At 70.0% G+C, this 14,078-nt stretch carries 14 protein-coding genes; 7 read left to right on the forward strand and 7 right to left on the reverse strand.

All coding sequences use genetic code 11. From position 1 onward, the window contains the following. Window positions 1-213: 213 nt before the first annotated feature. The 5 genes from NOO62_RS24905 to NOO62_RS24925 all read right to left on the reverse strand — a co-directional run bounded on the left by NOO62_RS24905 (window position 214) and on the right by NOO62_RS24925 (window position 4,358). Window positions 214-978, reverse strand: a complete 765-nt coding sequence (locus NOO62_RS24905; RefSeq protein ID WP_268773077.1) for a succinate dehydrogenase iron-sulfur subunit — start codon at window positions 976-978, stop codon at window positions 214-216. Then, window positions 978-2,732, reverse strand: a complete 1,755-nt coding sequence (sdhA, locus tag NOO62_RS24910; RefSeq protein WP_268773078.1) for a succinate dehydrogenase flavoprotein subunit — start codon at window positions 2,730-2,732, stop codon at window positions 978-980. Before sdhA ends, NOO62_RS24905 begins: the two co-directional genes overlap by 1 nt. A gap of 16 nt (window positions 2,733-2,748) precedes the next feature. Further along, window positions 2,749-3,243 (reverse strand): succinate dehydrogenase hydrophobic membrane anchor subunit, encoded by a 495-nt coding sequence (locus tag NOO62_RS24915; protein ID WP_150171318.1) that lies wholly within the window; start codon window positions 3,241-3,243, stop codon window positions 2,749-2,751. An 8-nt stretch (window positions 3,244-3,251) separates the two neighbouring features. Continuing rightward, on the reverse strand, window positions 3,252-3,632 hold the full coding sequence (sdhC, locus tag NOO62_RS24920; protein WP_150185849.1) for a succinate dehydrogenase, cytochrome b556 subunit: 381 nt from the start codon (window positions 3,630-3,632) through the stop codon (window positions 3,252-3,254). A 150-nt stretch (window positions 3,633-3,782) separates the two neighbouring features. Further along, window positions 3,783-4,358 carry a 2-oxo-4-hydroxy-4-carboxy-5-ureidoimidazoline decarboxylase gene (locus NOO62_RS24925; protein WP_321170599.1) on the reverse strand — a complete coding sequence of 192 codons (576 nt, stop codon included), beginning with the start codon at window positions 4,356-4,358 and terminating at the stop codon, window positions 3,783-3,785. A gap of 247 nt (window positions 4,359-4,605) precedes the next feature. On the opposite strand from NOO62_RS24925, the gene NOO62_RS24930 reads away from it, so the two are divergent. The 3 genes from NOO62_RS24930 to NOO62_RS24940 all read left to right on the forward strand — a co-directional run bounded on the left by NOO62_RS24930 (window position 4,606) and on the right by NOO62_RS24940 (window position 7,516). Then, window positions 4,606-6,225: a beta-N-acetylhexosaminidase gene (locus NOO62_RS24930; protein ID WP_268773079.1), complete on the forward strand. Its 1,620-nt coding sequence runs from the start codon at window positions 4,606-4,608 to the stop codon at window positions 6,223-6,225. 132 nt (window positions 6,226-6,357) lie between these two features. Beyond that, window positions 6,358-6,879: a hypothetical protein gene (locus tag NOO62_RS24935; RefSeq protein ID WP_268773080.1), complete on the forward strand. Its 522-nt coding sequence runs from the start codon at window positions 6,358-6,360 to the stop codon at window positions 6,877-6,879. A 64-nt stretch (window positions 6,880-6,943) separates the two neighbouring features. Beyond that, on the forward strand, window positions 6,944-7,516 hold the full coding sequence (locus NOO62_RS24940) for a hypothetical protein (RefSeq protein WP_268773081.1): 573 nt from the start codon (window positions 6,944-6,946) through the stop codon (window positions 7,514-7,516). A gap of 9 nt (window positions 7,517-7,525) precedes the next feature. Here NOO62_RS24940 and NOO62_RS24945 read toward each other — a convergent pair whose 3' ends face one another. Then, on the reverse strand, window positions 7,526-8,032 hold the full coding sequence (locus NOO62_RS24945) for a hypothetical protein (RefSeq protein WP_268773082.1): 507 nt from the start codon (window positions 8,030-8,032) through the stop codon (window positions 7,526-7,528). Window positions 8,033-8,338: 306 nt separating this feature from the next. Between NOO62_RS24945 and NOO62_RS24950 the strand changes: the two genes are divergently transcribed. Both NOO62_RS24950 and NOO62_RS24955 read left to right on the forward strand, forming a co-directional pair. Next, window positions 8,339-8,737 carry a hypothetical protein gene (locus tag NOO62_RS24950; RefSeq protein WP_268775760.1) on the forward strand — a complete coding sequence of 133 codons (399 nt, stop codon included), beginning with the start codon at window positions 8,339-8,341 and terminating at the stop codon, window positions 8,735-8,737. 146 nt (window positions 8,738-8,883) lie between these two features. Next, entirely contained in the window at window positions 8,884-9,516 is a 633-nt protein-coding gene (locus NOO62_RS24955; protein WP_268773083.1) for an RNA polymerase sigma factor, read from the forward strand. A 43-nt stretch (window positions 9,517-9,559) separates the two neighbouring features. Here NOO62_RS24955 and NOO62_RS24960 read toward each other — a convergent pair whose 3' ends face one another. Then, window positions 9,560-9,949 (reverse strand): hypothetical protein, encoded by a 390-nt coding sequence (locus tag NOO62_RS24960; protein ID WP_268773084.1) that lies wholly within the window; start codon window positions 9,947-9,949, stop codon window positions 9,560-9,562. 266 nt (window positions 9,950-10,215) lie between these two features. On the opposite strand from NOO62_RS24960, the gene NOO62_RS24965 reads away from it, so the two are divergent. Together NOO62_RS24965 and NOO62_RS24970 are read left to right on the forward strand one after the other, a co-directional pair. Next, complete coding sequence (locus tag NOO62_RS24965) at window positions 10,216-12,432, forward strand: hypothetical protein (protein WP_268773085.1); 2,217 nt, start codon at window positions 10,216-10,218, stop codon at window positions 12,430-12,432. A 44-nt stretch (window positions 12,433-12,476) separates the two neighbouring features. Next, the gene (locus NOO62_RS24970) at window positions 12,477-14,066 is read left to right on the forward strand and encodes an amino acid ABC transporter substrate-binding protein (protein ID WP_268773086.1); all 1,590 of its coding nucleotides are present in this window, start codon (window positions 12,477-12,479) and stop codon (window positions 14,064-14,066) included. The last annotated feature ends 12 nt before the right edge of the window (window positions 14,067-14,078 follow it).

Here is a 14,078-nt window from a genome sequence, read left to right on the forward strand (position 1 = left end):
GCGCGCATGAAGCGCACCGAGCGCGCACGATTCTTCGACCGTACGGCCCCCCCGGTACGGGTGGGGGAGCGGTGGGGGGGGGGGGTGCGTCGGCGCTCCAGTAGGAGAGGTGCCCTTCTTGTTGAAGACCTTCCAGGGAGCGGCCGGAAACGCACCGTGGGCCCCGCTCCGGACTGGAGCGGGGCCCACGGGGACGTACGGGTGGAAGCCGGATCAGAAGCGGCGCGTGATCAGCGCGCGCTTCACTTCCTGGATCGCCTTCGTGACCTCGATGCCACGCGGGCAGGCGTCCGTGCAGTTGAACGTCGTGCGGCAACGCCACACGCCGTCCTTGTCGTTGAGGATCTCCAGGCGCTGCTCGCCCGCCTCGTCACGGCTGTCGAAGATGAAGCGGTGCGCGTTGACGATCGCGGCCGGGCCGAAGTACTGGCCGTCGTTCCAGAACACCGGGCACGACGACGTGCACGCGGCGCACAGGATGCACTTGGTCGTGTCGTCGAAGCGCTCGCGGTCCTCGGCGGTCTGCAGACGCTCGCGCGTCGGCTCGTTGCCCGTCGTCACCAGGAACGGCATGACGTCGCGGTACGCCTGGAAGAACGGGTCCATGTCGACGACCAGGTCCTTCAGGACCGTCAGACCCTTGATCGGCTCGACCGTGATCGGCTTGGCCGGGTTGATGTCCTTGATCAGGGTCTTGCAGGCAAGACGGTTCTTGCCGTTGATCCGCATGGCGTCCGAGCCGCAGATGCCGTGCGCGCAGGAGCGGCGGAACGTGAGCGTCCCGTCCAGCTCCCACTTGATCTTGTGGAGGCCGTCGAGGACGCGCTCCTTGGGGTCGATCTCCAGCTGGAAGTCTTCCCAAGTGGCGTCCGCCGAGACCTCAGGGTTGAAGCGGCGGATGCGGAACGTCACCGTGATCAGGTGCGAGCCGTTGTCCGCTTCGAGGGCCTCGAGCTTGTCCATCGTCGGGGTAGCCATCAGTACTTACGCTCCATCGGCTGGTAGCGGGTCTGGACGACCGGCTTGTAGTCGAGACGGATCGTCTCCGTGCCGTCGTCGCCGACCTCGCGGTACGCCATGGTGTGGCGCATGAAGTTGACGTCGTCGCGGGTGGGGAAGTCCTCGCGGTAGTGACCGCCGCGCGACTCCTTGCGGGCGAGCGCGGACTGCGCCATGACCTCGGCCAGGTCGAGCAGGTTGCCCAGCTCGATGGCCTCCAGGAGGTCCGTGTTGAAGCGCTTGCCCTTGTCCTGGATCGAGACGTTGAGGTAGCGCTTGCGCAGCTCCGCGATCTTCTCGACGGCCGTCTTGATCGTCTGCTCCGTGCGGAACACCATGACGTTGGCGTCCATGGTCTCCTGGAGCTCCGTGCGGATCTCGTGGACCCGCTCGTTGCCCGAGGCGTCGCGCAGGCGCTCGACCTGGGAGACGACGAGCTCCTCCGGGTTCTCGGGGAGCTCGACGAAGTCGTTCTTCGCGGCGTACTCCGCGGCGGCGATGCCGGCGCGGCGCCCGAAGACGTTGATGTCCAGGAGCGAGTTGGTGCCGAGGCGGTTGGCGCCGTGCACCGAGACGCAGGCGACCTCACCGGCGGCGTACAGGCCCGGGACGACCGTCGTGTTGTCCGCGAGGACCTCGCCCTCGACGTTCGTCGGGATGCCGCCCATGGCGTAGTGCGCGGTCGGCTGGATCGGGATCGGGTCCGTGTAGGGCTCGATGCCGAGGTAGGTGCGGGCGAACTCGGTGATGTCCGGGAGCTTGGCGTCCAGCTGCTCCGGCGGGAGGTGCGTGAGGTCGAGGTAGACGTGGTCGCCCTCGGGACCGCAGCCGCGGCCCTCACGGATCTCCGTGTAGATGGAGCGGGACACGACGTCACGGGACGCGAGGTCCTTCATGACCGGCGCGTACTTCTCCATGAAGCGCTCGCCGTCCTTGTTGCGGAGGATGCCGCCCTCACCGCGGGCGCCCTCCGTGAGAAGGATGCCCATGCGCCAGATGCCGGTCGGGTGGAACTGGAAGAACTCCATGTCCTCCAGCGGCAGACCGCGCCGGTAGCAGGCCGCCTGGCCGTCACCGGTGAGCGTGTGCGCGTTCGAGGTCACCTTGAAGAACTTGCCGGTGCCGCCGGACGCGTAGATCACGGACTTCGCCTGGAAGACGTGGATCTCGCCGGTCGCCAGTTCGTAGGCGACGACGCCCGCGCTCCGCTTGACGCCGTCCACCTCGACGATGAGCTGGTCGAGGACGTAGAACTCGTTGAAGAACTCCACACCCTCCTTGACGCAGTTCTGGTAGAGGGTCTGGAGGATCATGTGGCCGGTGCGGTCCGCGGCGTAGCAGGACCGGCGCACGGCGGCCTCGCCGTGGTTACGGGTGTGACCACCGAAGCGGCGCTGGTCGATGGTGCCGTCCGGGGTGCGGTTGAACGGCAGGCCCATCTTCTCGAGGTCGAGGACCGCGTCGATGGCCTCCTTCGCCAGGATCTCGGCGGCGTCCTGGTCGACCAGGTAGTCGCCGCCCTTGATCGTGTCGAAGGTGTGCCACTCCCAGTTGTCCTCCTCCACGTTGGCGAGCGCGGCGGCCATGCCGCCCTGCGCGGCGCCCGTGTGGGAACGCGTGGGGTAGAGCTTGGTGAGCACGGCGGTGCGGCTGCGCTTCGTCGCCTCGATGGCGGCGCGCATGCCGGCGCCGCCCGCGCCGACGATGACGGTGTCGTACTTGTGAATCTTCACGGAAGTCGCCTCGGCTTTAGCGGATGTTCGGGTCGAAGGTGAAGATCACCAGCGTGCCCAGAAGGATGGTGAACACCGTGGCGGTGTACAGCAGGCCCTTGAGCCACAGACGCGTGTTCGGGCGCTCCGCGTAGTCGTTGATGACCGTGCGCAGGCCGTTGGCGCCGTGCAGCATCGCGAGCCACAGCATCAGCAGGTCCCAGACCTGCCAGAACGGCGAGGCCCAGCGGCCCGCGACGAACGCGAAGCCGATCTTCGAGACACCGCCGTCGAGCACCAGCTGGATCAGCAGGTGGCCGAGGACGAGGACGACGAGGACGACACCGGACAGGCGCATGAAGAGCCATGCGGCCATCTCGAAGTTGCCGCGGGTCGAGCGCGGGGTCTTGGAGGTGCGCTTGCGCGGCGCCTCGATGACCGGGGCCGGGTTGTCGGAGTCGTAGAGCGAAGCGCCCTCGACGGGACCGATACCGGACGTTCCGGACTTCTCAAGCGTGGTGTCAGCAGACATGTCCGGCATCAGCTCCCGAAGACTTCACGTACGGCGTGGCCGAGGACGGGGTAGAGCGCCCCGACCATCAGGACGACCCAGATGCCGACGACGGTCCAGAGCATCTGCTTCTGGTAGCGGGGACCCTTCGACCAGAAGTCGACGGCGATGACACGCAGGCCGTTGAGCGCGTGGAAGAGGATGGCGGCGACCAGGCCGTACTCGAGGAGTGCGACGATCGGCGTCTTGTAGGTGCTGACGACATCGTCATACGCCTCCGGGGAGACGCGGACGAGAGCGGTGTCCAGCACATGCACGAACAGGAAGAAGAAGATGAGGACGCCGGTGACTCGGTGAGCCACCCAGGACCACATTCCTTCCCGGCCGCGGTACAGCGTTCCAGCCGGCACGGCAGAACCCTCCGGGAGCGGGGATTGGGGCCAGCCGGCTTTGGGTGGTCGGACGGGCCCGGCCGGGTACGGTCCACCGGCCGCTCGTCATCGTATCGACGAGTTGTCGGTAGCCCTGCCCCGGGTCCGCAGGTGTGATCAAACAGGCAATCAAACAGGCACGTACGGGCTATCGGGAAGCGCTTGCGATTGATGTCCGTGCGCGGCGTGTCCCGCGGTCTGAGCGGCCTCTTTGGCGGCCTGACAGAGGACGAGCCTGGTCAGACGGCCCCTGGCGGTGCGGCGCAGCTCTTCCGCGGCGAGGGCGGTCTCTTCGTCGGGATCGTTGCCGAGGCGTGACCGAATGCCGGAGAGCAGATGGTCGAGAGCCTCTTCGGGGGCGACGTCGTCCAGGCAGATCACGAAGGAGTGCCCGAAGCGGCTCTCGTACGCGGCGTGGGCGGCGCGCAGGGCGGTGTGGGCCGCGGTGTACGTGGTGTGCGGAGCGCCCCGGTCGGCCCGATTGCCCCGGTTGTCCTGCTGTGGGACGAAAAGATCGAGGGGTTCGCAGGCCAGGGCCTCGGCGAGGTCATCGGGTGCCAGGTCGTACGCCGCTTCGTCGGAGGCCGCGAGCAGGGCTTCCAGGTCGGGGTAGGGCCGGTGGGCGGCGATACGGCGGGCCCAGCGGTGGCTGCCGCAGCAGGTGAGCAGGGCGGCTACGGCCGCGTCCGGCGTGGCGGAGTTCAACTGGTGCGGGTGCAGCGTGCGCTCCTGGGCAGGGGGCGGCAGGGGTGGGGCAATGCGGGTGTGGGGGTGTCATAACGGTAGCGAGGCGTGCTGTCGATTGTCCGACGGGTGAGCGAATTTCACCCGAATGGGAGAGTTTGGCGTCACGATGTGGACGAGCCGCATGTGACGGCGCGTCGTAGCGTGGCGGTATGGCTCTGACTCTGGACTCGTCTTTGACTTCAGAATCGGCGCGGCGAGGTGACCGGTGAGGCGCGGCCCCGTCGCCGCGGCGGGCGGTGTCGCCGTCGTGGGGGCGGTGGTGCTGGCCGTCGGGTTCTGGCCCGGCGGCGACGGCACGGGCACCGACGGCACGGCGCCTTCGGGCGGCAGGTCCGCCGCCGCGCCCTCCACGAGCCCCACCAAGAGCTACGCCCTCTCCAAGGCCCCGGCCACCATCCCCGCCGTGCGCGAGCACACCGCGGCGCGCGGCCCCGGCTGGCGACCCGCCGAGGGCAAGGGGCGGGTCGTGGTCGGTGACGGCGACCTGGCCGACGAGGCGAAGCTGCTCGCGGACGAGCTGAAACTGACGTATGGGGGAGAGTCCGACCCCCGCAAGGGCGACGTACAGCTGACGCTGACCGACGGCGACGAGGGCAAGGACAAGGGCGGCGACAAGGGCAAGGGCGGCGCCGAGTCGTACACCCTGACCGTCAAGGGCGAGCAGGTGCGGATAGCCGCGCCCGCCGAGGCCGGTGTCTTCTACGGGACCCGCACCCTCAAGCAGGCGGTGAGCGGCGGCAGGACCGCCCCCGAGGGCGTCGTACGGGACCGCCCGGCCAAACCGCAGCGCGGCTTCATGATCGACATAGCCAGGAAGCACTTCGACCTGAAGTGGCTCGAGGACCGCATACGCGACCTCGGCGATCTGAAGTACAACCAGCTCGGCCTGCACTTCTCCGACGACCAGGCGTTCCGCATCGAGTCGGACTCGCACCCCGAGATCGTCTCCTCCGACCACCTCACCAAGGACCAGGTCCGCGGCCTCCTGAAGCTGGCCGCGAGCCGCCACATCACCGTCGTCCCGGAGATCGACTCCCCCGGACACCTCGGCGCGGTCATCCGCGAGCATCCCTCCCTCCAGCTCCGCAGCGCGCGGGGCACGGTCACACGCGGTGCGGTCGACATCTCGAAGCCGGAGGCGGCGAAGATCGTCGACGACCTCCTCAAGGAGTACGCCGAACTGTTCCCCGGCGCGTACTGGCACCTCGGCGCCGATGAATACCTCGCCCTCACCGCCAAGAACCCCGAGGCGTCCTACCCGCAGCTGGCCGCCGCGGCCCGCGAGCGCTACGGCGCCGGCGGACGCGTCCAGGACCTGGCCACGGGCTGGCTCAACGACCGGGCCGACACCGTGCGCCCCTCCGGCAAGAAGCTGAAGGCCTGGAACGACGGGTTCTTCGGGGGCGGCACCACCGAGGCCGCCGACGACCTCGAAGTCGCCTACTGGACCGGCAAGGAGATCGGCGCACGCGAGCCCGACGCGTACCTGAAGGCGGGCCGCAAGCTCGTCAACTACAACGACGAGTACCTCTACTACGTCCTCGGCCAGCCCCAGACCTTCCGCTACCCGACCGGTCAGCGGATCTACGAGAGCTGGACCCCGCTGGTCGTCCGCGGCACGAAGCCCGTGAGTGAGCGGTACGACGACCAGATCCTCGGCGGCACGTTCGCGGTCTGGGGCGACCTGGCGGACGCGCAGACCCAGGAGCAGGTGGCGGCGGGCATCCGCATGCCGCTGCGCGCCACCGTGCAGAAGCTCTGGGACCCCAGGAAACCGGCGCTGGCCTGGAACGACTTCGTGAAGCTCGCGGACGGGCTCCGCTGACGCGGGTCGATCCCCGGCCCGACCGCCCTCATTTTTTACTTCCGGTAGCGAACTTGCCTGTATCTGTGGTGTATTCGGCCGGGAACGACAAGATTGCGGTACGGGGCGTGCGGAACAGGGCGGGGGCGCGGCATGGGCTACTGGGGGTACTACGTCATCGGCAGAAGCGAGCGGCCACTCGTGGAGCTCGCGGCGGTGGAGGGCCTGCGCGACGAACTGAGCCTCCTGGACCGGCGGCCCGACGGGTGGCAGGTGTGGGAAGTGCCGGGCAGCGACGGCAGCGACGGCGACGGCGCGCGCGACGTCGGCAACATGAACACGCTGGCCCGCGAGTCGGGCGCACCGGCACTCTTCGGATACGTCATGGACAGCTCCTGCGTGATCATCGAGGCGGCGGCGCCCGAGAGCGGTGCGTGGACGACGTGCCTGGCGCGGCGCGCGATGGCGGGGTACATCGGCGGCACCGAACTGACCCTCGACGACTACTTCCTGGAGCCGCGCGACGCCGCCCAGCGTGCGGTGGCCTGGGCCGCGGAGTCGGGCAGGACGGTTCCCCCGGGCCCGCTGCTCGACGTACTGAACGCGGACGCCGAACCCTCCGCGGAGGAACTCTTCTTCCGCTTCCTCGACCGGCTCGGCGTCGTGCCCCAGTGACGTTCCCGGGACGGCGCACGCAGTAAGGGGCAACGCAAGATCCGTGACGGGGGAGACGTACAGCATGAGCCTGGTGGAGCTGATCGCGCAGGCCGACGAGAGGGGCCTGGCGGCGAGCGGGCTCGCCTGCCTCGACCGGTGCGTGCCGGTGCTCGGCGGCGACGACGACGTGCTGCGGCCGCTGTGGGCGAGGCTCGCGGAGGGCGGCGACTGGCGCGCCCCGCTGGCCGAGGCGCGCTCCGCGCTCGGCACCGGCACCGGTGCCGATGAGGGCGGCCCGGCGTCCGGCTCCGGGGCGTCCCACGAGGCAGCCACGCTGACCCGGCGCATGCTCGACGCGGTCCCCGCCGGGCCCTCCGGCGCCGAGATCCGGGAGTGGGCCGACGGCTGCTCCGTCGCCGCGCTCCAGGTCCACCGCCTCCTCGACACCGCACCCGCCGACGGCACGGACACCGCGTCCACCCTGACGTCCCCGCTGGTGGCGGCCGAACTCCGCCGCCAGGTACGGATCCTCGAACTCCTCGCCAACAAGGGCGCGGGTCCGGTGGGCGGACTGCGGCAGGCCCTGGACGTGTCCATGGAGGGACGGCGCGTACTGCGGGCGGTGGTGTCGCGCCGGGCGCGGGCACGCCACTGAGAACCGCCCTCAGCCCTTCGCGGGCAGCTCCGTGGTGCAGGTGGCGCGTCCGTGGGCGCCGAACGCGGTGGCGCGTTGCCGGTGCTCCCCGCGGACGGACAGGGCGCAGCTCGCCTCGCCGCCCCGCTCGCCGAGCCGGATGCTGAGGGCGGGGTCCGTGCCGAGCGGGACGCGTACGGTCTTCCGCCACGGCAGATCGACCCGCGCCTCGACGCCGTCGCCGCCCGCGGCCCCCTCCGCGACGTACGAGACGTCGGCGGTTCCCGTGCCGGTGACGCGGTACGTCACGGAGGCCGTGGGAACGGGACGCCGCTCCGGCTCGTCCCCGCCGACGAAGCCGTAGAAGACGAACCCGGCACAGATGGCGAACAGCACCCCGCCCACGGCCAGCACCCGACGGTTCGATATCTCACCGACCACCGTCGGGTCGTTCGGATCCTCCGGAATGACGACTTCCCCCAAGCCGTCGTTCTCTCTTCCCTCCGGCACGTTTTCAGTCACGTTCTCGGTCTGCATGTTCTCCCACCCCTGGATGAATCGGGCTGGTTATACAACACCGCCGAGGCCGGATACCAGGCTGCGGATATAGCGGACATCCGCGTGCGCCGAGCAGTCCAGGGCATGACGTTCGAGTCGGCACGATGGTTGTGGTGATCGGCGCTTTGATTTCGTGAGAATGGCCACGCCGGGGAGCCGTAGCGGTGGAGCGAGGGTTATCGCTTGTCAATTTGAGGGTGCGCTGTGCGCTCTCGGCTGCTGAGGTGAAGGGGTGGGGTCATGGGCGGAGAGGGCGGGCATAGACAGGCCGTCGGTGCCGGGGAGATGCGGGGGCAGGCCCGTGGGTTTGTCGCTCATGTGGCCGCTCGGAATCGGCTGCCCCTCGATTTCTCCGTCGCCAGCCTCCGCATCGTCGACTTCCTCATCGACGGCCTCCGCAAGGGCGGCAGGCCGCGGAGCGAGATCGCCGGGACGCTCTTCGGGCTCGGCGCCTATCTCGGGGAAGTCCTCGTGTGCCGCGCCGGCGCCGTCTGGGTCGACTTCGACCCCGAACAGCGGAAATTCTTCGGGCAGTCCGTCGGTGTCCGGATGCCGGACGGAAGGGTGTGGAATCCGCTGGGGAAGGTCGTCAATTGCCTTGAGCGGGGCGGAACGGATGGTTCCGAAGCCTCGCTCCAGACCTTTTACCTCACCTTGCCGGGCCGTGTGCGCCATGTGGCGTGAAGTCGGCGCTGTGGGCCTGCGGACGGCTTATTGAGACTTCTTGAATTATTGGGGGCTGCGGCACAGTTGGCCGCAGGGCGCGGGAATCTTGGGCGCAGACAGGGCACGGGCGCGGTGCGCGGTGTCGGCGGGGTTAAGAGGAGAGCGTGGCGCAGGGTGGGGCACATCGCCGTTCAGGCGCTAGCGACGAGGAGCTGACGCGGGCTCTGGGAGCAGCACGGGAGGGAGACGAAACCGCTTTTGCCTTCGTCTATCGGCGCGTTCATCCCGGGCTTCTCGGACATGTGCGCGGACTCGTACGCGACGACGCGGAAGACGTGGCCTCGGAGGCCTGGCTGCAGATCGTGCGCGACCTGGACCGGTTCCGGGGGAGCGGCGCCGACTTCCGCCGCTGGGCGGCGACCATCGCCCGCCATCGCGCCATCGACCATCTGCGACGGGCCCGCAGCAGGCCCCGCGCCACGCTGATCGAGCAGGAGGTGCTCGACATCCCGGCCCTGGACGACACCGCCACCGGCGCCTTGGAGACGCTGTCGACGGAGCATGTGCTGCGCATGGTCGCGGCCCTGCCGCCCGACCAGGGCGAGGCGGTCCTGCTGCGGGTGGTCATGGGGCTGGACGGGCCGTCCGCCGCGCGGGTCCTCGGCAAACGGCCCGGCGCGGTGCGGGCGGCCTCTCGGCGCGGAATCCTGCGCCTGGCACGGCAGTTGGCGCCCCCACCGGACGCGGCGGGGGGCTTCACGGCATCCGCGCGTACGGGTTGTGCCTGTGTGGCGTAGGGCCTACTCGTCGCACGTAGCGCCTACTCGTTGAACGTAGCCCTTACTCGTTGAACCACTCCGACGTGACCGTCGCCCCGCCACCGTTCCACTTCAGCGTCATCTGGTACCAGCCGTCGTTGCCGACGTTGTACGGGTGCTTGTCACAGCCGTTGTCGCCGCCGTCGCCGTCGGTCCACAGCGTGGAGATGTTTCCGGCCACGTACTGCTTCTTCAGGGTGCCGGTGACCCCGTTGCCGTCCGCTTTCGTGTCGCAGATCTCGAAGACGTCACCGTCGTCGTGGAACTTCATGTAGCCGCGGCCGTCGGGGAGTTTGATCGTCTTGTCGCTGACGCGGACGTCGGCGGCCAGGGCCGGGCCCGAGGAGACGGCGAACAGGGTGGCGGCGCACGCGCCGATCACGGCGACACGGGTGAACGTGGATCTGGCCATGGGGTGTCCCATTCTGTCAGCAGGGCCACAGGGTGGCCCGAATGTGGCGGACGCTTTCCGCCATGGCGGAAGATTCGCGCCATGGCTGGGATTGTTGTGGCGGGGCGTCCATGTTTCCTCGATTCCCGCTGGAGACCGTGGGCGAGGCCGTGGGGCGGGTGGTGACTTCGGTCGAGGAGTGGTGAAGTCTCACCGAATGGCCTGTGCCGCAGCTAATCTGACGGCCCTTCACTCGTCGACCGGCCGCCCCGGCCAGGGAGAGGCCCGTGCCTGACGAACTCGGATTCGACGAGCTGCTGGACGACGGCGGCCTGATCGCCCGGCTGCTCGGGAAGACCGCGGCCGGGCGCAAGCGGGAGCTGCTCTACGGCGAAGGCACCGACCTGCCCGTCGTGCTGCTCGTCGGCGGGCCCGGCATGGGCAAGGGACGGCTGCTGCGCTGCATACGGACGCGGTTCGGGCCGCGCGTGCCCACCGCGTACCTGGACTGCGCCCAGACCGACGCACGGGAACTGGCCGAGGAGGCCCCCGGCAGCCGCTCGGAAGTCACCGAAGTGCTGCGCAAGATCGCGCTCCAGTACGGCGACTGGCGCGGTGACGGAGGAAGGATCGTCGTGCCGCGGCTGTACGCCGGACTCGCGGCCGTCGCGGCCAGCGACCGGCTCGCCCGCGCCGCGCCCCTGGTGGACGAGGTGGGGCGGCTCGACGGGATCCTGCCGCCCGGCTCCTTCTGGCGCGGGGTACTGAAAGGCACGGCCAGGAACTACGCGGGATACCTGGCGGGGCTCGTCACCACCCCTCTCGCCGGGCCCTTCCTCAACGCGCTGCTCGACGGTCTCTTCGCCCGCGTCTCCACGGAGGGCAGGGCGGCACTCGCCGACTGCTACGGCGAGTACCCCGGCGCGGGCGGCCACCCGCAGGCCGGACTGCGGGCGCTCGGCGAGGACTTCCAGCAGGGCGGCGAGGCGCGCAGGATCGCCGAGGGCTTCCTGTTCCGCGCGCTGCGGCAGGACATCGACGCCGCCTACCACGGGGTGCGCGGCCGCATCACACGCGTGGGACGCCCCGCCCTGCTCCTCGACCACGCGGACGGCGCCCTGGGACGGCGCCTGGTGAAACCCACCCTGGAGGACCGCGAGCGCGGGCACCACGACCGCCTCGTCGTCTTCGCGACGGCCCGGCGCGAGGACGGCGGCCGCTTCCTCCACCGCGCCGGCAGCAGCCACGACTCCATGGCGACCTGGCAGCCCTTCACCGGGACGCTCCCCGCGTGGAGCCGTCCGCCGGGCGGCGTCCCCGACCACGCGCCCCTGTGGCGCGGCGTCCTCCTCGTACGCATGCCCGTGCTCACCCGCGACGGGCAGAAGGACGAGATCGGCCGGCTGCGGGGCGGCCACGAGCAGCCCGACAACGCCGTCCGGCTCCGTATCCACAGCGGTGTGCACCGGCTGAGCGGCGGCAGGCCGCGGTTCGTGACCCGGCTCGGCGAGGCCGCCGCGGCCACCGCCTTCCCGACGCCCGAACAGTGCACGGACTGGGCGATCCTGGACGCCCGGGTCCGCGCGGGCGAGGACGAGCAGGGCCGCCCCGTCGCCGACCGCCCGGTGGCCGACGTACTCGTCGACGAACTCATCGACCGCCAACGCCCCGAGGAACTCCCACCGGAACACCGCAGCCACTGGCTGGACCTGCTCACCCACCTGTCCGTCGCGCACGACGTGGAGTGCGCCCAGACGCTGATGCGCGCGGTCCAGGAAGGCCGCACCGAGCAGCTGAACGCCTACCGCATCGCCGAACTCCTGGAGGACACCGGCTGGCCCCGCTGCCCCCGGCACTTCATCGGCGACCTCGGCCTGCGCCGCCTCCTCACACGCCGCCTGTACCGGCTGCGCGAGCGGGGAGCCGCCTGGCACGCCGACCACGCGCTGCTCCAGGGCCACTACCGCGACCTCGGCGACCGCCACCCCGACGCCCTGTTCGTCACCGCCGCCGCCCACCGGATGCACCACCTCCTCGCCTCCGACGGCGCGGACCTCGTCACCCGCTACCTGGCGGACGCCTTCCGCACCCGCCCCGTCGACGAGTGGTGCGAGGAGCTCCTCGCCATCGCGGACGCCGCCCTGATCGGCGCGGACGACGACCGGTACGCGCGTGCCCTCGGCGAGACGCAGGTGCGCGGCGACACCCTGCGGCGCCAGGTCGACCGGCTCCTGCACGCCGTGTGGCTCACGGAGGACCGGACGCAGCCGCTGGAGGAGATCGTGCCCGGCGTCCTGCGCGGACCCCTGCGCGAGCTCAGCGAGGAGCTGGCCCGGATCGCCGACGAGGCCGTGCGCCACCAGGGGCCCGAAGGGGCCGACGTGGCGCGGGCGGCGGACGGGGCCGCCCTTCTCATCCGCATGGCCCGCGACTGGGGGGACCGGGCCGAGGACAAGCAGCCGCTGAAGCGGTGCGTGTGCACGGAACACATCGGCTTCGGCTGACCGGATTCGGACGGCCGAGCGATCCACCGAGAAGGAGGGCAGCGTTGAGGCAGTTCGGGAACTGGCTGTACAACACGTTCTTGGCCAACTGGCTGCGCAGGATCCTCACGCTGCTCGGCCTCGTGGCCGTGGGCGTGCTCGCGTACGGGTTCATGCCCGAGATCGGCGAACCCGACAGCTGCGCCACGGGCGTCGAGAAGCACGGGGACGAGTGCATCGGCGTCAACGGCACCGGCTACGCCTTCGGGACCCCGGAGATCGACAAGGTGGCCCGGGCCATCGCCAAGGAGAACGAGGAGTTCGTCGGCGACAAACCGCACGTCACCGTCGCCCTGATGCTGCCCCTCCAACCCGACATCGACGCCGAACGCATACAGCTCCGCAGCGAGATCCAGGGCGCCTACCTGGCCCAGTACCGGGCCAACCGCGACGAGAACACCCCGCTGCTGCGGCTCGTCCTCGCCAACCCCGGTGACTCGTACGCCCAACAGGAGCGCGTCGTCGACCGGCTGGCGGAGATGGCGGCCGACAAGGAGGACAACCTCCGCGCCGTCACGGGCTTCAACCTCAGCCTGGACGCGACGAAGAAGGCCATCGCGCGCCTGACCAAGGAACTGCACATCCCGGTCCTCGCGAGCCGCGTCAGCGCGGACGAACTCGCCAACCCCGAGCGGGGCGAAGAGGCCCCCTATCCCGGCCTCGCCCGCATCATCCCCACCAACCGCCAGCAGGCCGACGCGCTGGCCAGCTTCCACGGCAGGCTCAGGGACGAACAGACCGTACTCGTGCGGGACATGCGCCCCCACGACATCTACAACAACTCGCTCGCCGAAGCCTTCGGCCGCGACGAGGACGGGCCGCCCGGACCCAAGGTCCAGCCCTTCGAGTCGCCGTCCATCACCGACCCCGGCGACACGGGCAACGACTTCACCCTCATTGCCCAGAACATCTGCCAGTCCAGTGCGAACTACGTCTACTTCGCAGGACGCCCCGTCCACCTTCGGCTCTTCGCCCTGAAGCTGGCCGACGTGCAGTGCCGCGGCAAGAAGTACACGATCGTCAGCGGCTCCGGCGCGGCCACGCTCAACCGCTACATGAAGGACGGCGACTGGGACCGGCTGCGCGGCGGCGGCAAGGAACCCCTCGTCACGGTGCAGTACGCGGCGCCCGGTCACCCCGACGCCTGGAAGCACGAGCTGCGCGGCAAGAAGGGAGCGGAGGACCGCCGCGCCTACCTCACCGAACCCCAGGCCGAGCTGAACAAGCTGGACGCGCTGATCGACAGGGGCAGCGCCGGGGACATCGGGCCCGTGCCCCTGGAGGACTCCCGCACCATGCTCGTGTACGACGGCACGCGCACGATCGCCAAGGCGGTGGTGCTCGCCAACGCCCAGACCGAGGGCACGGTGCCGCCCCTGAAGCGGGTCTCCGACATGTGGCAGCGCCTCGAAGCGGTCAACCGCGTCCGCGGGACCAGCGGCTGGATCTGTCTGACCAACGCGGGCAACGCCTACGACAAGCCCGTGGCCGTCGTCGAACTCGATCCCCGTACGGAGAAGCTGAGGCTCGTCGGCATCGGCTGGCCCAAGGGCAAGCCCCAGCCGCAGGACTGCAGGGTGCCCAGCGATACGTGAAGGACGTGAGGC

It is taken from the genome of Streptomyces sp. Je 1-369 (assembly GCF_026810505.1).
Lineage (GTDB): Bacteria > Actinomycetota > Actinomycetes > Streptomycetales > Streptomycetaceae > Streptomyces.